The sequence below is a fragment of the Gemmatimonadota bacterium genome (assembly GCA_016719105.1).
GTDB lineage: Bacteria > Gemmatimonadota > Gemmatimonadetes > Gemmatimonadales > Gemmatimonadaceae > SCN-70-22.
In genome coordinates this window covers 256,498-277,559 of sequence record JADKAQ010000001.1, presented here as the reverse complement: position 1 = coordinate 277,559, position 21,062 = coordinate 256,498, and the positions used below count along the sequence as shown (strand labels likewise).

General features: G+C 69.1%; 14 protein-coding genes and 1 pseudogene. 7 read left to right on the top strand and 8 right to left on the bottom strand.

Features of this window, described 5'->3' with window-relative positions; all coding sequences use genetic code 11:
• Positions 1-62 precede the first annotated feature (62 nt).
• The 4 genes and pseudogenes from IPN47_01165 to IPN47_01150 form a co-directional block, all read right to left on the bottom strand.
• Positions 63-2,210: an acetoacetate--CoA ligase gene (locus IPN47_01165; GenBank protein ID MBK9406657.1), complete on the bottom strand. Its 2,148-nt coding sequence runs from the start codon at positions 2,208-2,210 to the stop codon at positions 63-65.
• Positions 2,210-2,704, bottom strand: a complete 495-nt coding sequence (locus IPN47_01160) for an FKBP-type peptidyl-prolyl cis-trans isomerase (GenBank protein ID MBK9406656.1) — start codon at positions 2,702-2,704, stop codon at positions 2,210-2,212. Before IPN47_01160 ends, IPN47_01165 begins: the two co-directional genes overlap by 1 nt.
• Before the next feature lie 72 nt (positions 2,705-2,776).
• Positions 2,777-3,856: an alpha-hydroxy-acid oxidizing protein gene (locus IPN47_01155; GenBank protein MBK9406655.1), complete on the bottom strand. Its 1,080-nt coding sequence runs from the start codon at positions 3,854-3,856 to the stop codon at positions 2,777-2,779.
• A gap of 7 nt (positions 3,857-3,863) precedes the next feature.
• A pseudogene (locus tag IPN47_01150) lies at positions 3,864-5,461 on the bottom strand (M20/M25/M40 family metallo-hydrolase).
• 247 nt (positions 5,462-5,708) lie between these two features.
• Here IPN47_01150 and IPN47_01145 point away from each other — a divergent pair.
• Positions 5,709-7,595, top strand: a complete 1,887-nt coding sequence (locus IPN47_01145) for a S8 family peptidase (protein MBK9406654.1) — start codon at positions 5,709-5,711, stop codon at positions 7,593-7,595.
• Between the two features lie 12 nt (positions 7,596-7,607).
• Positions 7,608-8,942 (top strand): hypothetical protein, encoded by a 1,335-nt coding sequence (locus IPN47_01140; protein MBK9406653.1) that lies wholly within the window; start codon positions 7,608-7,610, stop codon positions 8,940-8,942.
• Between the two features lie 128 nt (positions 8,943-9,070).
• Here the strand turns inward: IPN47_01140 and IPN47_01135 are convergent, their stop codons facing one another.
• Complete coding sequence (locus IPN47_01135) at positions 9,071-11,914, bottom strand: peptidase (GenBank protein MBK9406652.1); 2,844 nt, start codon at positions 11,912-11,914, stop codon at positions 9,071-9,073.
• Between the two features lie 286 nt (positions 11,915-12,200).
• On the opposite strand from IPN47_01135, the gene thrA reads away from it, so the two are divergent.
• The 5 genes from thrA to IPN47_01110 all read left to right on the top strand — a co-directional run bounded on the left by thrA (position 12,201) and on the right by IPN47_01110 (position 18,565).
• Entirely contained in the window at positions 12,201-14,720 is a 2,520-nt protein-coding gene (gene thrA / locus IPN47_01130) for a bifunctional aspartate kinase/homoserine dehydrogenase I (protein ID MBK9406651.1), read from the top strand.
• Complete coding sequence (locus tag IPN47_01125) at positions 14,717-15,682, top strand: homoserine kinase (protein MBK9406650.1); 966 nt, start codon at positions 14,717-14,719, stop codon at positions 15,680-15,682. The genes thrA and IPN47_01125 overlap by 4 nt, the downstream gene beginning before the upstream one ends.
• Positions 15,682-16,968, top strand: coding sequence for a threonine synthase (gene thrC / locus IPN47_01120; protein ID MBK9406649.1), 1,287 nt, complete (start codon positions 15,682-15,684; stop codon positions 16,966-16,968). The genes IPN47_01125 and thrC overlap by 1 nt, the downstream gene beginning before the upstream one ends.
• A 276-nt stretch (positions 16,969-17,244) precedes the next feature.
• Positions 17,245-17,919 (top strand): outer membrane beta-barrel protein, encoded by a 675-nt coding sequence (locus IPN47_01115; GenBank protein ID MBK9406648.1) that lies wholly within the window; start codon positions 17,245-17,247, stop codon positions 17,917-17,919.
• Between the two features lie 55 nt (positions 17,920-17,974).
• Positions 17,975-18,565, top strand: a complete 591-nt coding sequence (locus IPN47_01110; GenBank protein ID MBK9406647.1) for an OmpA family protein — start codon at positions 17,975-17,977, stop codon at positions 18,563-18,565.
• Between the two features lie 116 nt (positions 18,566-18,681).
• Here IPN47_01110 and IPN47_01105 read toward each other — a convergent pair whose 3' ends face one another.
• Genes IPN47_01105 through IPN47_01095 form a run of 3 tightly spaced genes read right to left on the bottom strand, consistent with a single transcriptional unit; the run spans position 18,682 to position 21,007 of the window.
• Positions 18,682-19,548, bottom strand: coding sequence for a protein-glutamate O-methyltransferase CheR (locus IPN47_01105; protein MBK9406646.1), 867 nt, complete (start codon positions 19,546-19,548; stop codon positions 18,682-18,684).
• Positions 19,545-20,642, bottom strand: a complete 1,098-nt coding sequence (locus tag IPN47_01100; GenBank protein MBK9406645.1) for a chemotaxis response regulator protein-glutamate methylesterase — start codon at positions 20,640-20,642, stop codon at positions 19,545-19,547. Before IPN47_01100 ends, IPN47_01105 begins: the two co-directional genes overlap by 4 nt.
• Complete coding sequence (locus tag IPN47_01095) at positions 20,639-21,007, bottom strand: response regulator (protein MBK9406644.1); 369 nt, start codon at positions 21,005-21,007, stop codon at positions 20,639-20,641. The genes IPN47_01100 and IPN47_01095 overlap by 4 nt, the downstream gene beginning before the upstream one ends.
• Between the last annotated feature and the right edge of the window lie 55 nt (positions 21,008-21,062).

The following is a 21,062-nucleotide window of genomic DNA, read 5'->3' as shown; positions in this document are numbered from 1 at the left end:
GCGCCCCTCGAGCCGCGCAGACGCGCGAACGACGAAGCGCGCGCGCCGTTCGTCCCGCCGTCCTAGACCTCGAGCTCCGGCCGGTCGCGAAAGTGCTCGAGCGCGCCCGGGTTGGCCAGCGCATCGGTGTTCTTCACCGGGCGGCCGTGTATCACGTCGCGCACCGCCAGTTCGGTGATCTTGCCGCTGATCGTGCGCGGGATGTCGGGGACGGCGACGATGACCTTGGGCACGTGGTGGGGCGACGTGTTGGCGCGGACCTGGCGCACGATGCGCTGACGCAATGCGTCGTCGAGGGCCACGCCCTCGCGCAATCGGACAAACAGGACGATGCGCACGTCACGATCATTGGCCGAGCCGATCTCCTGCCCCACCACCAGGCTCTCCACGATCTCGGGGAGTTGCTCCACCTGCCGATAGATCTCCGCCGTCCCGATGCGCACCCCGCCCGGGTTGAGCGTGGCGTCGCTCCGCCCGGTGATGACGTAGCCACCGTGCACGGTGCGCTCGATCCAGTCGCCGTGGCGCCAGATCCCGGGGTAGGTGTCGAAGTAGGCGGCGCGGTACTTGGCGCCGTCGGGGTCGTTCCAGAAGGCGACCGGCATGCTGGGGAACGGGCGCGTACAGACCAGCTCTCCGGGCCCCGACGTCACGGGGCGACCATCGTCGCCAAAGATCTCGACCGCCATCCCCAGCCCCGCCACCTGCAACTCGCCCCGCCACACCGGCCCCGCCGGGTTGCCCAACACGAAGCAGGAGATGATGTCGGTCCCGCCCGAGATGGAGCTGAGCTGCACGTCCGCCTTGATGTCGCGATACACATAGTCGAACGACGGCGGCGCCAGCGGCGACCCGGTAGAGAGGATCGTTCGCAGCGCCGACAGGTCGTGATCGCGCCCGGGGGCCAGCCCCTCCTTCTCGGCGAGCGCGAGGAACTTCGCCGACGTCCCGAAAACGGTCAGCCGCTCCCGCTCCGCCATGGTCCACAAGAGAGATCGAGATGAGACGAGAGAGTCGACACCAGCGCGCATCGCGACTCGCGTCTCCCGTCTCCCGTCTCCCGTCTCCGGCGCAGCCGTGGCCATCGGCGCGCCGTCATACAGCACGACCGTCGCCCCCACCGCCAGCACGCTCACCAGCCAGTTCCACATCATCCACCCGCAGGTGGTGAAGTAGAAGACACGGTCGCGCGGCCCGAGGTCGGTGTGCAGCAGGTGCTCCTTGAGGTGCTGCAGGAGCGTCCCCCCAGCCCCGTGCACCATGCACTTGGGGAGGCCGGTGGTGCCTGACGAATACATGATGTACAACGGATGATCGAACGGGAGTCGCGTGAAGTCCGGCACGCCGACCGCCGCAGGACTCGCGCGCCACGCGTCGCCAGCCGCAAGCCACTCCTCCCACGAGCAGGCGTCGCGAACACCCTCCATCGGCTCGGCTTCGCGCAGGTAGGGGACGACCACCACCCGCTCGATCGCCGGGATCTGCGCCGCGATATCGGCCACGCGCGCCCGCGTGTCGATCGACTTGCCGGCGTAGCGGTAGCCGTCGCAGGCCACCAGCACCCGCGGCGCAATCTGCCCGAATCGGTCGAGCACCCCGTTGACCCCGAAGTCGGGCGAGCACGACGACCAGATGGCGCCAAGGCTGGTCGCCGCGAGCATGGCGATGACCGCCTCGGGGATGTTGGGGAGAAAGGCGGCCACGCGATCCCCCGGGCCGACGCCCTGCGCCCGCAGCGCCCCGGCGGCACGTTGCACCTGCCGAGCGAGCTCGGCGAAGGTCATCGCCCCCTGCCGCCCCTCCTCGTTCCAGGCCACCAGCGCCTCGCCGTCGTCTCGGCGCCGCAGCAACTGCTCGGCGAAGTTGAGGCGCGCCCCCGTGAACCAGCGCGGACCGAGCACCGGATCGGGCGGCGCCATGCGACTGTCGCCCGTCAGGACCGTTTCCCACGCCTCGCCCTCCGGGCGGTCGTCGGCGACCACGCCACCGAACCGCCAGACAGCGCGCCAGAATCGCTCGGGGTGCTCGACCGACCAGCGGTGCAGCGCGTCATAGTCCAGCGCGCCATCCACGACGAACCCCATCCCCTCCGCCGCTTGCACCTCGCGAGCGAAGCGCAGCACGGCCGTACGCGACACGCGCTCCGGCGACGGATGCCAGAGCGCGTGATCGAGCTGGGGCTCGCGGGTCTCGCCGTCGGGCGCCGCCATCACGCCGTACAGCCGGTCCTGACGAGGGTGATGTTGAAGAGGAGGTTCGAGTTCCCCGGGATGCCGCCGTTGCCGGAGGCGCCGTAGCCGTAGTCGGGCGGGATGAGAAGGCGACGCTTCCCGCCGACCTTCATCCCCTGCATCCCGACCTGCCACCCCCCGATCAACCCGCTGAGGGAAAAGCAGCGGGTGGCGGTCCCCGTCGTCGCGTCGAACTTGGTCCCGTCGGGGAGGTAGCCGGAATACAGCACCTCAACCGTCGGCGTCCCGCTGAGCGTCGCGCCCGTCCCGGCTAGCGAGTCGAGGAAGTAGACCCCCGACGTGAGGCGCGTGAACTGGGAGACCGTCACTTGGAGCGAGGCGTTCCAGACCTGTTGCTCGATCGGGATCACCTCGGGGGTGGTGGAATCGAGGCTGTTGCAGGCGGTCACGGCGAGAACCGCCGCGGCGGCGGCCAGCAGGTGACGCAACGGAGTACGACGGCGGAGCGACATGACGGCAGGTGCTGAGAGGAAGGCGACGGGCACCCCCGAACGGATGCCCCCCGAAATGAAACGGACTCGCGGCTAGTCGTCTACCACCAGGTCGCGGGTGAGTTCCGCCACCGAGGTGCATCCCGCGAGCGACATGGCCAGGTCGAACTCGTGCCGCAGGTGCTGGAGGACCCGCACCACCCCGGCCTCACCCCCGGCCGCGAGCCCCCAGAGCGGCGGGCGCCCAACCAGGACGGCCCGGGCGCCTAACGCCAGCGCCTTGAGCACGTCGGTCCCGCGCCGGATCCCCCCGTCAACGTACACCTCGCCTCGCCCGGCGAGGGCATCGACCACCTCGGGGAGGGCGCGCGCCGACGAAATCGACGTGTCGAGCTGTCGCCCGCCGTGATTGGAGACGATCACGCCAGCCGCCCCATGGTTGACGGCCCGCACCGCGTCGTCCCCGCGCACCACTCCCTTCACGAGGATGGGGAGCCCGGTGATCTCGTGTGCCCACTCGATATCGCGCGGAGTGAGCGCCGTGTCGTGCAGCGCCTGCAGGTGCTTGGAGAGTCCCGACCCCTCGGCGTCGGCGCCGGGGAGCCGATCGTGCCCCGCCCCGGCCGCAACCGCATTGGCGATGGTCAGGTGCTTGGGGAGCGTGAACCGATTGCGCAGGTCGCGCTCGCGCCACCCCAGCATCGGGGCATCGACCGTGATGACGATGGCGCGATAGCCGGCATCGCGAGCGCGCTCGAGCAGCGCACGCGTGGCGCCACGGTCCTGATAGATGTAGAGCTGGAACCAGGATGCGGCGCTCGCCGCCGCACGCACCTCCTCGAGCGACGTGGTCGCCGTCGTACTCACGACCATCACCGTCTGGCACGCCCCGCAGGCCCGCGCCATCGCCACCTCGCCCTCGGGATGCGCGAGCTTCTGCATCGCCGTCGGCGCCACCAGCACCGGAAAATCGATCCGATCGCCCAGCACGGTCGTCGACAGGTCGCGCGTGGACACGTCGACCATCGTGCGGTAGCGAATCGACAGGCGCTCCCACGCCGCGCGGTTCTCGCGCAGCGTGACCTCGTCGTTGGCCCCGCCGGTGAGGTAGCCCCACGCCGCCGGCTCCATGCACGCGGACGCCTCGGCCTCGATCTCGGACAGGTTGATCATGCGTCGCCTAACGCCGGTATTCGGTGGACGACCGCAGCGGCTCGGTGCACGTCGGCCAGTTGCTCGGCGTGGGGAAGCCCCCCGCCCGGCCCGTTGCCTCGGGCCCCCGATCGAACGAACGGCGGTCACGCGCCAGCGTCTCGTTGTCCTCGGCGGCGAGGTACGTGAGCATCGCCGTCAGCGTGGCGTTCGAGCGCACATCCTCCACGACCATCTTGTCGTAGGTGTCGCGCTGCGTGTGCCAGGTGTACTGCCCGTACGACCAGTCGAGCGCCCCCAGGCCAAAGGCCGGCGCCCCGTAGCAGACAAACGACGCGTTGTCGGAGCCGCCCCCCGCCGGTGCCCCGGGAAGGACAACGTGATGTTGCGCGCGATCTCGGCCGGGACGTTCGTCATCCAGCGCGCCAGGTTGCCGCTGGCGGTGGTGAACCCCGAGGCCGAGAAGTTGACGATGCGCCCGGTGCCGTTGTCCTGGTTGAAGAGCGCCTGCAGCCCCTTCACCACCTCGGGGTGATCCTTGGCGTAGCCGCGCGAGCCGTTGAGCCCCTGCTCCTCCCCGCCCCAGTGCCCCACGATGATCGTCCGCTTGGGGTTGGGATACACCTGCTTGAGGATGCGCAGCGCCTCGGCCATCACCACGGTGCCGGTGGCGTTGTCGGTCGTCCCCGAGCCGCCGTCCCACGAGTCGAAGTGCGCGGACAGGACCACGTACTCGTCAGGCTTCTGCGTCCCGGGGATGCGGGCGATCGTGTTGAAGACCGGAACCTCGCCCAGAAACTCGGCGTCGGCGCGCACGCGCACCTTGGGTCCCTGCTTGTTGTCGGCCAGTCGATAGAGCAGGCCATAGTCCTCGCAGGAGAGATCGAGCGACGGGACCTTGGCGGTGCGGGAATCGAAGACCTTCTGCACCCCCCAGCCACGCGACCAGTTGCTGGCGATGACGCCGGCAACGCCCGCCTGCTCGAGGCGCACGCCGAGCAGCCCGGTCCCGAGCCCGGTGCCGTAGCCGGTGGCCTGGATGCGCTTCTGCCACGCGGTCTGCGCCGCGGTGCGCGCCGTCTTGAGTCGATCGAACGTCTCGGGGAGTGCGAACTTCTCCCAGTTGTCATCGGGGCGACAGGTGGGCTGCAGCATCGACACGAGCACGAACTTCCCCTTGGCCTGCGGCAGCCACTGCACGAAGGCGGTGGAATCGGCAAACTCGGGAAGGACGACCACGTCGGCGGTGACATCCTTGTTGGCCGTGCCGGCGCTCCAGGCGAGCATCATCCCTTCCAGCGATCGCACGCGAGGCTCGATGAGGTCGATGTGCGTCGTCCCGCGACGCCACCCCTTCCACGTGCCGTACTGCTCGTTCTTCGCGTCGATCCCCCAGCCGGCGTAGGTGGCGACGAGCCAGTCGTTCCCCTTCTTCATCCCCGGGGAGCCGGTGAGGCGCGGGCCGATCGAGTCGCTCAAGACCTGCGCGAGGCGTGCGACCTGCGATCGGTTGGTCCCCTCATCCCAGATCTTCCGGATGACGGGATCGCTGGTGGGATAGGTCTGGGCATTGGCCCACGGCGCGACGAGCGCGGTGGCCGCGACGAGCGAGAACAGGCGACGCATGGAGAACCGAAGTGGAGGGTGGGACCGCTGCGCACGAATCTGCGCGTTCGATCGCTCGGGCGGGAGACGTATGGTCGAGGACGCTGCGCGAGTCGTCACCGCCACGGACGAGTGCGCCGCGCACCGCGCGTCGTGGTCGGTGCCCTGAGCAACGCATGGGCGACGCAGATCGCTGCACGCGCGCCACAGTCTTGCTCCCTCCGATGCGTCATCGTAAGTCAGGGCGACGGCAACCGGAGATGCGAGCATGGCGGCACGAAAGAAGCGCGCGACCGCACGCCCCACACGCGCGAAGGCGAGCGCGTCCACACGCCCGAAGCCCAGCGCGACCGCACGCGCGAAGACGGGCGTGAAGTCCGGGACGAAGGCAAGTGCGAAGGCGGGGGCGAAGAAGCGGGTGACCACTCCGCCAGTGGCAAAGCAGAAAGCGTCCCCAGTGACGCGAACGGTGCGGCGGACGGCGCCGCCAGCTGCAGCGCCGCCCGTGGCGTCGACCGAAACGCCGCCGGCGCCAACGCGTGCCGCGCGCCGGTCGCCATTCGATCCCGCCAAGCTCGATCGCACCGTGATCGCGCTGCCGCTGGTCGAGCAGTTCCGGGAGCAGGCCGGTGCCGCCCCGCGAGGCGGCACCAAGGGGATCGTCGCCACGGCGGCGGCACACAGGCATGCCGTGGTGATCGACCTCAACCTGGACTATCGCGAGGGGCGCGAGAAGGCGCGCCTACAGGTGATCGACGACATCGTCGCCATCGTGAAGGACGGCCCGCACTTCTCCGATGACGAGCGGAACGCCTATCGCGCGCGGTTGACCCGGCTCTCCCCGCTGCAGTACGTCGCCGCGAAGCTCACGGAAGACGAGATCATTCGCGTGGTGCGCCGCGACGTCGACCAGGCCGACAACGAGTGGAGCCGGCGTCGGATCTATCGCGTCTGGCCCGACTTCGAGGTGTCGGCTTGCCTGACGAAGAGCACGATGACGGTCAAGGCCGATGCCGCGCGCATCGCGTTCAACGCGCGCGGTCGCGACATCGTGTGGGCCGTGATGGATTCGGGCGTTGACGGCGCGCACCCGCACTTCAAGACGCACAAGAACCTGGAGCTTCGCGAGCCGATCAAGCACGACACCTTCGTCGACGAGGACGACAGCGATCCACTCGTCGATGACTTTGGCCACGGCACGCACGTGGCCGGGATCATCGCCGGCTGCATGCTGGCCACCGCGCCCGTGCCCCCTGCCCCGGCGACCACGCGCAAGAAGGCGAAGGACGCCGGGCCGCTGAAGGTCTACTCCGCACACGGCGTGCGCGAAGAGGAGAGCGAGGAGCGCAAGGTCGAGATCAAGGAGGTGCGCGAGATCGCCGGCGTCGCCCCGGAGTGCAAGATCGTCAGCATGAAGGTCCTCGACTCGTCAGGCAACGGGACCACCACGGCCATCATCCGGGCGCTGCAGCGGGTCAACGAGATCAACCAGCAGGGGCGCCGCCTCCTGATCCACGGGGTCAACCTCTCCCTCGGCTACGACTTCGACCCCGAGTGGTTCGCCTGCGGACAAAGCCCGCTCTGCGTGGAAGTCGACCGGCTCGTGCGCTCGGGAGTCGTCGTCGTGGTCGCCGCGGGCAACTCGGGCTACGGCTTCCAGCAGACGTCGTTCACCGGCGTGAAGGCGGCGGGGCTGTCGCTCACCATCAACGACCCCGGCAATGCCGACGGCGCCATCACGGTGGGCTCCACGCACCGCGAAATGCCGCACCTGTACGGCGCGTCGTTCTTCTCGTCCAAGGGACCCACGGGCGACGGGCGCAACAAGCCGGACCTGCTTGCGCCTGGCGAGAAGATCGTCTCCTGCGCCGCCGGCCAGAAGAAGGACGCGATGCTCGGCCAGCCCCGCAGCGTGTCCTCCCCCGCCGCGGTCAAGGCCGAGCAGGTGCAATACATCGAGGACAGCGGGACGAGCATGGCCGCCCCGCACGTGTCGGGCGCCATCGCCGCCTTCCTGTCGGTGCGACGCGAGTTCCAGGGGCAACCCGAGCGCGTGAAGAAGCTCTTCCTCGACAACGCCACCGACCTCAATCGCGATCGCTATTTCCAGGGACGCGGACTGGTCGACCTCATGCGAACCATTCAATCGGTCTAACGGAGCATCACGATGGCTACCAAGAACGGGTTCCCGTACGCTGAGCTCGAGTTCGACGCCAAGGGGAAGTTCGGGGCGGCGCAGCTCAAGGCCGCACTCGACACGCTGCGCGCGCCAGGGCTCACCGACGTCCTCGTCCTCTCGCACGGCTGGAACAACGACATCGCAGATGCCCGCAAGTGGTATGGCGCCTACCTCGACTTCTTCCGCAAGGAGGTCGACGCTCGCCACGTCCCCGGCATCGACACGCACAAGGTCGGCGTCATCGCCGTCTTCTGGCCGTCGAAGCGCTTCGCCGATTCGGAGCTGGTCGCCGGCAACGCCAGCTCCGTCGGCGCCCCGGTGACCAAGGCGAGTGTGAAGAAGCAGCTCACCCTCCTGGCCAGCGCGTTCCCCGACAAGGCCTCCAAGGCAAAGTTCGCCGCCGCCGAGAAGCTGCTGGACAAGATCGAGACCGACGTGGCGGCGCAGCGCAAGTTCGTCGACCTGCTGCGCACCTTTTGGACGACCGGCAAGTCCGGCGCCGATGCCCTCCCCGCCGCGGGCGCCAAGAAGCCGGGCGACCAGGTGCTCAAGCTCCTCGCGGCACCGGTCCTCGACCTCCCCAAGGGGAAGATCGGGGGCGGGAGCGGGGGCGCGACGTCGATTGGCGGCGCCGGTGGCGGCGCCGGAACCAACGCGGGCCAGGCGGCCAACATCTTCGGCTCGATCCTGGGCGGCGTGCGCAACGCGCTCAACATGACGACCTACTACACCATGAAGGAGCGCGCCGGAACGGTGGGCGCCGACGGGCTCGCCCCGGTGGTGCAGCGCATCCAGCGGGAGTTCCCGGGGCTCAAGGTGCACCTGGCGGGGCACTCGTTCGGCGGGCGCGTGGTCACCGCGTGCGCCAACGCCCTCCCCAAGGGGGCCGCCAATCGCGTGCAGTCGCTCTTCCTCATGCAGGCCGCCTTTTCGCACTACGGCATGGCGCAGAAGTACGACGGCACAAGCAACGGTCTTTTCCGGTCGGTGATCTCCGACAAGAAGGTCGCGGGGCCGATCTACATCACTTACACGGCGAAGGACAAGGCGGTGGGGCTGGCCTACCCGCTCGCCTCACGCCTCGGTGGGCAAGTGGCGTCGGCGATGGGCGACGAGAACGACAAGTACGGCGGGATCGGACGCAACGGCGCGCAAAAGACGCCCGAAGTGACGCCGCACGAACTCCTCCCGACGAGCCAGCAGTACGCCTTCAACGCCGGCGGCGTGTACAACCTGGACGCCAACGCCATCATCACCGGACACAGCGACATCTGTCGCCCCGAAGTAGCGCACGCCCTGGCCTCGGCGATCGCCGCCAGCTGACGGCTGCGACGCGCGCCCAGCGCACCCGCATAACGAGCGCGGCGCCCCCCGGATCGGGAGGCGCCGCTTTCGTCAGGCGTGAGGCACCGGGCGCCGCGTGACCGCGACGCCCGGTCGTTCCGTCGCGTCTACTGCCCACTGGCGTAGATGCCGTTGAACAGGAACTTGAACGTCCCGTGCGGCGTGGCGCGGAAGGTGATCTCGGGGCCAAACAGGTACAGCATCCCCTTCCCCACCTTGGCCTCGGCAGCCGCAACGCCGCCTTCGAGGTAGCCCTGCCCCCACGCCCACCCCGAGCGCAGCGGCTTGTCGCTGGCGTACCAGGCCACCGGACGCACGCCCTTGAGCGCCGCGTCGGGACCAAGGCGGAACGTCGGCGAGTCGTCGAAGAAGACGTCGGTCTCGGCGTCGAGGCCGTACGCCACCGGGACGCTGTTGTCCACGCTCGCCCGCAGGATCGAGCCGGGGACGTAGAACTTCTCGCGCGGCAGCTCGCGCTCCTCACCGGCCGGCGTCTTCTCCACGAGGTAGTCGTAGACCGGAAGCCCGAGGTGGAAGGCCAGGTTGGTCGACGTCCCGACCGTGATCACCGTCCCACCCGCCTCGAGGAACTGCTTGACCTGCGGCACGCTCTTGTCGGCGGTCATGCGGCCGAGCCACGGCCGGAACTGCGCCGGGACTTCGTTAGGCGCGGGCTGGCGGTTGAAGCGCTCCATCATGGCCGAGAGCTCGCTCCCCCCCTCGCGACGGGCCGCCGGGATGGCGCCGGTCACGAAGACGATCACGTCGTACTTGGCCTTGAGATTGCCCGCGTCGATGGTCGGCGCGTACACCACGTCGAAGGGGAACTCGAACTGTTCGAGCAGCCACCGCGTGTGCCCCGACGGCATCGAGCCGCCGTAGGTGTCCCACAGCGCGATGCGCTTGGCCGAGAGGCGCGTGGCGTTGCCCGGGCCGGCGCTGGTGCCGTGCACCGGAACCCCCATCTCCTTCGCCGCCTTCTCGACGATGGCCTTGGTCGCCCCGCTGGCGCTGATGTAGAAGGCGCCGGCCGGGTGCGTGACGTTCCCCATCGTGAGCGGCGCGTTGACACGATACACCGCCGCCCCGCTCTTGAGCGCGCGGTTGACCACGATGAAGCCGTCGTTCACGCGCGGGTCGATGACGTATCCCTTGGCCCCGCCGGCGCTGGCCACCGTGAGCGCCGGGGCCGACGCCATGCCGTCGATCTTTTCGCACGGGCAGTCGAAGGCGTCGAGGACGCGATCGAACTTGATCCCCATCTGGTACGCCAGCGTCCACCCCGCGTTGTCGTACGGTGGCTTGGGCGGCCCGCCGGGGAAGGCAAAATCGTTCGGGTGATCCTGCGGCTCGAACATGTCGAGCACGTAGGGACGGAAGGCCTGGGCCGTCTTCACGACGTACGAACCGGCGGGGTACTGCGTCCCGCCTACCGAAAACGCCGCGGTGGCGCGATGCACGGTGATGTTCGACTTGCGCAGCGCGTTGACAAACTTGGTCGCCGTCCCGAAGTCGGCCTGGCTGGCCGGGAGGATGTAGCCGCGCGGATCACGATCGGCCGGGCGTCGCAGGTTCTCGAAGTACTTGGACGGCACCGCGCCGCCAAACGGGTTGAGCGCCGCGGAGAGGCGGTCGCGCCCATTGCCGGTGGCCTGCGCTGCCGAGCGGTCCTTGGCGATCTCCGCCTGCAGGGCGGCAATCTTGTGCGGCGTCGTGGTCCACGAGTCACGGCTGCCGCGCTCGATGGAGTTCTTCCCCATCTTGTACATGTTGAACAGGAAGTCCTCCTTCCGCTTCGACGCGATGTCGAAGACCCCCCAATTGGCGGTGATCGAGTAGTCGATCGACTGGCGGAAGTGCCACTGCTGCGGCGCGATGGGATACGGGAGGTCGGCGCGCGGCAGCTGGTTGTTCACGACCAGCGGGACCTCCATCGGCGTCGGGCTCCCGATGGTCTCGGTGAGGAGGCCGATCTGGTTGTGGAAGTACACGGCCGTGCGCAGGCCGCCGTTCCACCAGGTGGAGTAGCTGGCCCCGGTGCGCATCGTGACGCCGGGCTTCCCCTCGACGGCGAAGCGCGTGTGCATCGACGCACCCACCATGTCGATGCCTAACGGGATGAGCGGGTCGAACGCATAGTTGAACGGGTCGCGGAACGGCGGCGCGAACATCATCGTCCCCGCCGGCCCGGTCTGGTGGTGGTTGTAGACGATCTGCGGATACCACTCGTGGTACTGGATCCGCGCGATGTTGATCGACTCGTTCTGGTTCAGGATGAAGAAGTCGCGGTTGTTGTCGTGGCCGACGTACTTCTGGTACAGCCGCGGGATCGTCCCGAAGGTCTTCTTCTTGTCATCCGGCTCCTGCATGTACCACCCCGACACGAGCTCCATCCCGTCCGGGTTGGCGTGCACGGCGAGGATGATCAGGTCCTTGAGGAAGCGCTGCGTCTCCTCGTCATTGCGGCTGACGAGCTGGTACGTGGTCTCGATGAGCTGGTGCGCGCCGAGCACTTCCGTCGCGTGCAACCCGCCGTCGAACCAGACGACCGCCTTGCCTTCCTTGGCCAGGGCGCGCGCCTCGGCGTCCGTGAGCCCTTCGGCCTGCGCCAGCTTGCGCGAGATCTCCTTGTAACGGTCGAGGAGCTTGAAGTTCTCGGGCGAGGTGATGATCGCCATGAGCTGCGGGCGCCCTTCGGCCGACTTGCCGATCTCCTGCACGACCATCCGGTCGGACTCGCCGTCGATCTTCTTCCAGTAATCGATGAACTGCGTGTACGTGGCGAGCTTGTAGTCGTCGCCGATGTTGAAGCCGAAGAAGTCCTTCGGCGACGTGACGCGCCCCTGGGCGTGCGCGGGGAGCGCCAGCGCGGAGCCCGCGCTGAGGGCAAACGCGACGACGGCGGCCGATCGGCGCAGGCGGAGCGCTCGGGGGGAGACCTTCGCGAACATGGGGACGTCTCGTGCGGGTGGGGAATGGGGCCGGATCACGACCGGCTCGCGGAACTCTACGGCCGGACACCGAACGCGTCCATTGCCGGCGAGTGGCTGCTGCGCTCCTTACGCGGCACCCGGGCGCGCCGCTGCATCGCGGCGATTCCCCCGCCCCGCGCGTCGGCGGTCCCCCGCTCTTTCTCGGGCCTCCCCTGCCGACCCTTCGGGTTGCAGCCGGTGATCATCGAACGGCGCGCGCTAGATTGCACGCCAGCCCTCTCGACCCGATTCGGACAAACCCGACGTGCCCGCATCCCGAAAGACCCCAGTCCTCGGCATCCACAAGTTCGGCGGGGCGTCGCTGTTCGACGCCGCCGCGGTGCGCCATGCCGCGACCCTGATCGCCGCCCAGAAGGGAGGGCGGCTCGTCGTCGCCAGCGCGATGGCCGGCGTCACGGACGCGCTCCTGCAGGGTGCCACCCGCGCCGCGCTCGGCGACGGCGATGCCCTCTGCGCCACGGCCACGGCGCTCCGCACGCGGCACCTCGACGCGGCGCGTGTCCTGGTCAAGGACAAGGTCCGTCGCCGCGCGCTCGAGGCGGCCATCGTCGAACTCACCGACGAGCTGGAGCTCCTGGCCCGCGGCCTCGCCGTGCTGCGCGAGCTCACCCCACGCACCTCGGACTACATCGTGGCGCGCGGCGAGCGGCTCAGCGCCCGACTCCTCGCCTCGACGCTCGCCGAGCTCGGCGTCAAGAGCGAGTACGTCGATGCGACCGAGGTCGTGCGCACCGACGACACGTATGGCGGCGCCGCCCCGGACTTTGACGGGACCGAACAGGCGGCGCGCGATCGACTCGCCGCACGCATCAACCGCGGCATCGTCCCCGTCGTCCCCGGCTTCATTGGGCGCTCGGCTTCCGGTCACGTCGCCACGCTCGGGCGTGGCGGCTCGGACCTCACGGCCACCCTGCTGGCGCGCGCCCTCAAGGCCACCAGCATCACCCTGTGGAAGGATGTGGCCGGCTTCCTGACCGCCGATCCGCGCATCGTCTCCGACGCGCAGGTCATCCCGCAACTCACCCCGCGGGAAGCGGCCGAGCTCGCGTACTACGGCGCCAAGGTGCTGCACCCCCGCGCGCTCATCCCGTTAGGCGACCGCAACATCCCCATTCGCATCCGCCCGTTCGCCGACCCCGACTTCCCGGGGACGGAAATCTCCCGGCGCCGTACGCTTCGGGAGTACCCGGTCAAGGCCATCTCCAGCGTGTCGGGGCTGGCCTTGCTCACGGTGACGGGGAACGGGATGCTGGGTGTGCCGGGGATCGCGGCGCGCACCTTCGCCGCGCTGCATCGTGAGCGGGTGTCGGTCTCCCTGATTTCGCAGGCGTCGTCGGAGCACTCGATCTGCTTCTCGGTCCCCGAGTCGAGCGCCGACGCGGCGCGTCGCGCCCTGCTCGCCGCCTTCGCCGAGGAGATCGCCCATCGGGACATCGACGGTGTGGAGGTGCATGCCGGGGTGTCGACGCTCGCCGTGGTCGGGATGGGGATGTCGGGGACGCCGGGGATTGCCGCGCGCGTCTTCGACGCCCTCGCGACGGGCGGCATCAACGTCGTGGCCATCGCGCAGGGGTCATCGGAGCTCAACATCTCGGTGGTGGTCGACTCGCGCGACACCACGGCCGCGGTGCGGCGCATTCACGGCGCCTTCCAGCTCAACCGCATTGGCGGCGGGCGACTCGTCAGGCACGACCAGGTCGACGTGGTCCTGCTCGGCTTCGGGCAAATCGGGCGCGCGCTCGCCCGCATGCTGCCGCGCGCCAAGCAGGACGGGGTCACGCTCCGCATCGTTGGGGCGATCGACCGCAGCGGGTTCGTCTTCGATGCCGCCGGCTTTTCCACGCGCCGACTCACCCAGCTGGTCAACCACAAGGCGTCGGGTCAGGGGCTGGCCACCGCCGACGGGGCCCGGAGTTCGTCGGCAAGCGAGGCGGTACGCGAGATCGCACGCCACGCCCTCTCGCACCCGATCCTCGTCGATGTCACGGCCGACGACACGCTCCCCGCGCTCAAGCTCGCTCTCTCGTCAGGCATGGACCTGGTGATGGCCAACAAGCGTCCGCTCGGTGGGCCGCTGGCCGACGCCAAGTCGCTGCTCGACCTCGCGGCCTCGCAGGGACGGCGCATGCTGCACGAGACGACGGTCGGCGCTGGGCTCCCCATCATCGACACCTTCCACAAGCTCGTCGAGTCCGGCGACCGCGTCCTCAAGATCGAAGGGTGCACCTCGGGAACGCTCGGCTTCCTGCTCGACGAAGTGTCGAAGGGGAAGAAGTTCTCCGAGGCGCTCAAGCGCGCCATGCAACTCGGCTTCACCGAACCCGACGCCCGCGATGATCTCTCCGGCATGGACGTGGCCCGGAAGGCGCTGATCCTCGCGCGCCTCATCGGCTACCAGGGTGAGTTGAAGGACATTGCCGTCGAGTCGTTGGTACCCGACGCCCTGCGAAGCGTCAGCAGGGACGACTTCGTCGCCCGCATCCCCGAGATGGACGCGCTGTGGGAGACGCGCGCCCGCCAGGCGCGCGACAAGGGGCAGGTGTGGCGGTACGTCGCGCGCATCTCGCGCCAGCGCGTCACCGTCTCGCTGCAGGCCGTCCCGTTGTCATCGCCGTTCGCGGCGCTCAAGGGGACGGACAACCAGGTCGTCTTCACCACGATGCGCTATCGCGAGAACCCGTTGGTCATCACCGGCCCTGGCGCCGGTCCGCAAGTCACGGCCGCCGGCGTGGTCAACGACGTTCTGAAGCTGGCGACGACATGACCTTTCTCGCGCGGACCACCGCCTACGCCCCCGGCAGCATCGGCAACGTGGGGCCCGGGCTCGACGTGCTGGGAGCCGCCGTCACCGGTGCCGGCGACTCGGTGACCGCCGAATGGAACGACGCCCCTGGCGTCGTCATCCGGGACGCCGGTGACCCGGAACTGCCGCTCGAGATCGCGCGCCACGCCTCGGGGCTGGCCGCCATGGCGGTCATTCGCGCCGCCACGGCGTTAGGCACGACCACCCCGGCCGGCGGCATTGCCCTCACGGTGACGAAGGGGCTCCCCCTCTCCGCTGGACAGGGCGGAAGCGCCGCCTCCGCCGTGGCCGGCGCGGCCGCCGTCAACGCCCTGCTGGGCTCTCCGCTCGGCATCCCGGCCCTCCTCTCGGCGTGCCTCGCCGCCGAAGAAACCGTGGCCGGCCGTCACCTCGACAACATCGCGCCGTCGCTGCTGGGCGGGATCGTCCTCGTCCGCTCGATCGACCCCATCGATGTCGTCGCGCTCCCCGTGCCACCATCGCTGCGCGTCGTGCTCGCGCACCCCAACCAGCGACTGCGCACCGCCGACGCGCGCGCCATCCTTCCGCGCGAGATTCCCCGCGCCACCGCCGTGCACCAGATCGCCCAGGTCGCGGCGATGGTCGCGGCGCTGTACACCGGCGACCTCGCACTGCTCGGCCGCGCCATCGACGATCGCATCGCCGAGCCGGCGCGCGCCACCCTGCTCCCCGGCTTTCGCGAGGCGAAGGACAGTGCCCTCGAAGCAGGGGCGCTCGGCGCGTCCATCTCGGGGGCGGGTCCCACCGCCTTCGCACTCTGCGACGGCGATCTCGTCGCCGAACGCGTCGCCGCCGCCATGCTTGCCGCCTACGCCCGGGCTGGCGTGACCGCGACGGTCCGCACGGCCCTCATCGACACCACCGGCACGCGCATCGAGCGCGTCACTTCCGAGCCCCGTTGATGCCCGACTCCCCTCGCGTCTGGCAGCGCTGCGATGCCTGCGGCCACCGACTCCCCGACGACGATGCGTCGCCGGTCTGTCCGCTCTGCCAGGGCCTCCTGGCCATCGAGCATCCGACCCCCGATCAATCGGAAGTGTCGCTGCGCACACGCTTCGACGCGCGCTGCTGCATGACGTCTCCCGGGGCCATGCGCTCCGGCGTGTGGCGCTTTGCCGACATCGTGCATCCCTCCGCCGATGCACCCGTCAGCTATCCCGAGGGGAACACGCCGCTGCTCGAGCGTGAGGCGGTACGACGCTTCGCGGGCTGCGAGGGGCTCCTGCTCAAACATGAGGGGATGAACCCAACCGGTTCGTTCAAGGATCGCGGCATGACGGTCGGCGTGACGCAGGCCAAGCGCCTCGGGGCCACCGCCGTGGCCTGCGCCTCCACCGGCAACACCTCGGCCTCGCTCGCCTCCTACGCCGCGCTCGCGGGCATCCCAGCGCTCGTCTTCGTCCCCGCCGGCCAAATCGCACTGGGCAAACTCACCCAGACACTCGCCTACGGCGCGCGCACACTGCTCGTGCGCGGCGACTTCGACGCCTGCCTCTCGCTCGTGCGCGATTCGAGTTCCAGACTCGGGATCTACCTGCTGAACTCGATCAATCCGTGGCGACTCGAGGGGCAGAAGACGATCGTGCTCGAACTGCTGCAGCAGCTGCGTTGGGAGTCGCCGGACTGGATCGCGCTTCCGGCGGGCAACCTGGGGAACATCTCGGCGTTCGGGAAGGCGCTGCGCGAGGCAAAGGCGTGGGGGTTGATCTCGCGCATCCCGCGCCTGCTGGCGGTGCAGGCCGAGGGGGCGTCGCCCTTCTACCGCAGCTTTCGTGACGGCTTCGCGGTTCGCCACCGGATGAAGGCCGACACGGTCGCGACGGCGATCAAGATCGGCGATCCCGCGTCGTACGACCGAGCGGTCACGACCGTACGGGAGGCCGACGGGATTGTGACGCAGGTCACGGATGCCGAGATCCTCGAGGCCAAGGCGGCGATCGATGCGGCTGGGGCCGGTTGCGAGCCGGCGAGTGCGGCGAGCGTCGCGGGAGTGCGGCAGCTCGTGCGCGAGGGGGTGATTCGCCCGGAGGAGCGCGTCGTGGCGATCCTCACGGGGCACGTCCTCAAGGATCCCGGGATCCTGCAGTGGTACCACCAGGAGGCGTCCCCGCCGGGGCCCGGCGCCAACCGGCCGATCGAGATCGAGGCCGACGTGGCGGCGGTGGAGCGAGTGTTGCGTGGTACGTGAGCGTGCAGCCGACGGACGAGGTCACGATTGGGTGACTTCGGCGCGTCAGGCACCCCTCCTGCCGGTTGCCGATTTGTTGACTCGGCGTCTTTTGGCGGGGTCTTTCCTGACAAGCTTCCCCGTAATGCTGGACTGACAGGCATTGCCTGACGAGAAAGGTTGTCGTAAGGCGCCGGATTCCGCTATGTTGTCTGGACTTCTGGCGTGGCGGGATGTTGCCGCAAGGGACGCCCCGTCGTGCGACGCAGTGTATCGCTCCATTCACCAGAGGATTGCATGAGCAAACGACTCGTAGGGGTTGCGGTGCTGGCGGTGGCCTTGGCCGCCGTGCCAGCCCACGCCCAGAAACCGCTCGCCGTCGAGGTGGGAGGTTTCGGGCAGTTCAACCTGTTCGACAAGAACCTGGAAATCGACAACACCGTCACGCTCGGCGGACGAGCCGGGGTTCACCTTTTCAAGCGCCTGTGGGCTGAGGGCGACATCCAGTTCGGCAAGTCCGATTGGGCGCTCGCCAGCGGGAGCAGCAAGTCCCTCACCCTGCGTCCGTGGGCGGCACGTCTGGTCTACGCCCCGAAGCTGGCCGAGAAGACCAACCTGCTCATCGGCGCCGGCTACCAGAACAACGTCTACGTCGGCCGCACCAACAACGTCAGCGGCCAGTTCGAGTCGCCCAACGAGTACGAGGATGCCTTCACCGGCCTGCTCGGGCTCAAGCAGTGCCTGAACGAGAAGTGGAACCTCCGCGGTGACCTCGTCGGGGATTACAACCCGTCGCCCAATCAGAACAGCGCGAGCGGGACGCTGGACGGCAAGGCGACCAACTTCGGCCTGCGCGTCGGGCTTGGCTACTCCGTGAACGGGAAGTGCTACGAGAAGCCCGCTCCGCCGCCGCCGCCCCCCGCCGCCGCCGCCGCCGCCCCCGCCGCCGCCGCCGCCGCCGCCGGCCAATGAGCCGCCGGTCATCACGATCACCGCGCCGGCCAACGGCTCCAGCTTCACGGGCCCGGTGACGCTCACGGCGACCTGCACGGACAAGGAAGACGGCACCATCTCGAACAAGGTGACGTGGCGCAGCAACCGTGACGGGGATCTCGGCACGGGCGCCAGCATCACCAAGACGCTGTCGGCGGGGACGCACACCATCACCGCCAGCTGCAGCGACTCGAACGGCAACACGGTGACCTCGCAGATCACGCTGACGGTCAACGAGCTCCTCGTTCGCCTCAACTGGGTCTACTTCAACTTCGACAAGGCGACGCTGACCAAGGCCGGGCGCGACACGCTCGACCGTGTGATCGGCACGCTGAAGGAGAAGGCGGACTGGAAGGTCGCCGTCGAGGGTCACACCGACCCGTACGGCAGCGACGAGTACAACCAGAAGCTCTCCGATTCGCGCGCCACGACCGTCGTCGGCTACCTGACGAAGGCCGGGATCGACGGCTCGCGTATCTCGCAGAAGGGCTTCGCCGAGGCCTGTCTGGTCCTCGACGACGATCATGCCAAGCCGATGAAGACCAAGAAGGCCCACGGCGTGAACCGCCGCGTGGAGATCTGGTCGGTCGGGAACGCCGGCACGTCGGCGAGCTGCCGCCAGTAGCCGCGCGCTGCACCTGCTGGACAAGACGAAGCCCCCGGCGCTGATGGCGCCGGGGGCTTCGTGCATCTCCCCGATCGGGCGACGTCGCCCGGTGGGTCGCGGGCGCTCGCGGATCGCTACGCGACCGCCTTCCCGCCGGTCGTCTGGGGCACCGCGCCGGTCTCACCGGCGCGCCGGTACAGCGAGGTCGTCGCCCCCGGCAGGCGCACCAGCTTGTCGGTGATCCCCAGCGTGTTCTCCGTCCCCCCCAGGAGTACCGTCCCCCCGGGATGCAGCTGACGGGCAATTCGCTCCAGCACGTCACGCTTGGTCGGGGTATCGAAGTAGATCAGCACGTTGCGGATGAAGACCACGTCGAAGTTCCCCAGCGCCGTGAACGACTGCAGCAGGTTCTGCTCGCGGAAGGCGATGGCATCGCGCAGCGCCGGCACGACCTGAAAGCCGTTCGGCACCTGCGCGAAGTACTTCACCAGCTGCTGCACGGGGAGGCCGCGCTGGACCTCGAACTGGTTGTAGATCCCCTCCTTTGCGCGCGCCAGCGTCGGCGCCGCGTAGTCGGACGCCACGATCTCCACCTTCGTCCCGCCCAGCGAGGCGCGCATCTGGTCGACGATCATGGCGATGGAGTAGGGCTCCTGTCCCGTGGAACAGGCCGCACACCAGATGCGGATCGGTCGCCCCTGCGCCCGCACGCGCGGGAGCAGTTCGGGAATGAGCTGCTTCTCGAGCGCCAGGAACGGGGCGTTGTCTCGGAAGAAGAGCGTCTCCCCGGTCGTCATCGCGTCGCAGACCGCCTTGGTCAGCTCGGCGGTCGCTCGCGTGCGCAGCGCTTGGAACAGCGCCGGCAGGTCGGGGAAGTTGAACCGTGACGCCACCGGCGGAAGCCGGCTCTCGAGGAGGTACTCCTTCCCTTCCCCGAGGGCGAGCCCCGAGCCGCGCTTGAGCAGCTCCGCCAGGAACTTGTAGTCGTCGACCGCAATCATGTGGCACCCACGAAGCAGAGCGAGGAGATCTTCGACGCAATATCGGGGAGCGGTAGGATCCAATTCGCGAGCCCTGCCGATGCCACCGCCCCGGGCATTCCCCAGACGACCGATGAGGCTTCGTCCTGCACCAGAATGCGCCCGCCGCGCTCGCGCACGGTCGCGCAGCCACGGCGCCCGTCCTCGCCCATCCCGGTCAAGACGACCGCGAGCGTCGCCGCCCCGTACACGGCCGCGATCGAACGCAGCATCGGATCGGCCGCGGGGCGGCAGTGATTCTCCGGTGGCGACTGCTCGAGCCGAATGACCGGTTGCCCTTCCACGGTGTGCACCAGGAGGTGCCAGTCGCCCGGGGCCACGTACGTACACCCAGGGCGCACCGGCATCCCGTGCGTCGCTTCCACGCAGGGGCGGCCGCAGTCGCGCTGCAGGCGCTGCGCGAGCAGCGCGGTGAAGACCGGCGGCATGTGCTGCGTGATGAAGACGGGCAGCGGGAAGTCCGCCGGGAGGCGCGAGAGGACGTCGGCCAACGCGTTAGGCCCTCCCGTGCTGGCGGCGATGGCCAGCGCCTTGGGCGCCACGTCCCCACCGTGCCCGGTCGCAGCGACGATGATCGACGCCGGCGCCGGCGCGGCCGCGTGCAACCCGCGAAACACGGGGGGATCGATGTTGACCTTCTTGGCGCGCCCGATGGCACGCACCTTCGAGACGATCTCGCCAGCCACGGCCGCCAGCGCCGTGCCACCGGCCCGCGCCGAAGGCTTCGAGATGTAGTCGGTCGCCCCGAGAGCCAGCGCCTGCATCGTGATCGCCGCCCCCTGCTGCGTGAGCGAGCTGGTCATGATCACGCGCGTCTTCGGATGCGCCGAGAGAATCAGTGGGAGCGCCGTGATGCCGTCCATCACCGGCATCTCGACGTCGAGCAACACGACGTCGATCTCGGTGTGTCGCAGGGCATCGAGCGCCATCTGCCCGTTAGGCGCGGTGGTGACGACCTTGATGTCGCGTTCGGCCTCGAGGATCTTCCCGATGGCACCGCGCACCACGGCACTGTCGTCCACGAGGAGGACGCGGATCGGGGGGAGGGCCGTCATCCGGTGAGCCCGCAGGCCGCGAGCTTCCCGCCGATGATCTCGGCGTCAAAGGGCTTCATGATGTACTCGTTGGCTCCCAGCCCGATCGCTTCCTGGATCTTGGCGAACGTGTTGTGCGTGGTGCACATGATGACCGGCAGTTCGCGCAACGCAGGGTCCGCGCGCATGACGCGCACGAAGGTCAGCCCATCCATGACGGGCATGTCGATGTCGCACAGGATGGCATCCGGGCGCGCGCCGTGGCACGCCTCCAGCGCCTTGGCACCGTCGGCCGCCTCTCGAACGGCGTATCCCATCGGCTCGAGGATGCGACGGATGGCCTTCCGAATGGCCGAGGAATCGTCGATGACGAGGATCTCTTTCATGTCCGCGTCGCTCACAGGTCGGAGGAGGAGCGCGGGTGGCGCGGCAGTCGACGCG

Bases quoted from the DNA above. Each gene is read 5' to 3' on its own strand.
- IPN47_01165 (MBK9406657.1), bottom strand. From the start codon at position 2,210: ATGGCGGCGCCCGACGGCGAGACCCGCGAGCCCCAGCTCGATCACGCG.
- IPN47_01140 (MBK9406653.1), top strand. From the start codon at position 7,608: ATGGCTACCAAGAACGGGTTCCCGTACGCTGAGCTCGAGTTCGACGCC.
- thrC (MBK9406649.1), top strand. From the start codon at position 15,682: ATGCCCGACTCCCCTCGCGTCTGGCAGCGCTGCGATGCCTGCGGCCAC.
- IPN47_01160 (MBK9406656.1), bottom strand. From the start codon at position 2,704: ATGTCGCTCCGCCGTCGTACTCCGTTGCGTCACCTGCTGGCCGCCGCC.
- IPN47_01155 (MBK9406655.1), bottom strand. From the start codon at position 3,856: ATGATCAACCTGTCCGAGATCGAGGCCGAGGCGTCCGCGTGCATGGAG.
- IPN47_01145 (MBK9406654.1), top strand. From the start codon at position 5,709: ATGGCGGCACGAAAGAAGCGCGCGACCGCACGCCCCACACGCGCGAAG.
- IPN47_01105 (MBK9406646.1), bottom strand. From the start codon at position 19,548: ATGATTGCGGTCGACGACTACAAGTTCCTGGCGGAGCTGCTCAAGCGC.
- IPN47_01135 (MBK9406652.1), bottom strand. From the start codon at position 11,914: ATGTTCGCGAAGGTCTCCCCCCGAGCGCTCCGCCTGCGCCGATCGGCC.
- IPN47_01115 (MBK9406648.1), top strand. From the start codon at position 17,245: ATGAGCAAACGACTCGTAGGGGTTGCGGTGCTGGCGGTGGCCTTGGCC.
- IPN47_01125 (MBK9406650.1), top strand. From the start codon at position 14,717: ATGACCTTTCTCGCGCGGACCACCGCCTACGCCCCCGGCAGCATCGGC.
- IPN47_01100 (MBK9406645.1), bottom strand. From the start codon at position 20,642: ATGACGGCCCTCCCCCCGATCCGCGTCCTCCTCGTGGACGACAGTGCC.
- IPN47_01095 (MBK9406644.1), bottom strand. From the start codon at position 21,007: ATGAAAGAGATCCTCGTCATCGACGATTCCTCGGCCATTCGGAAGGCC.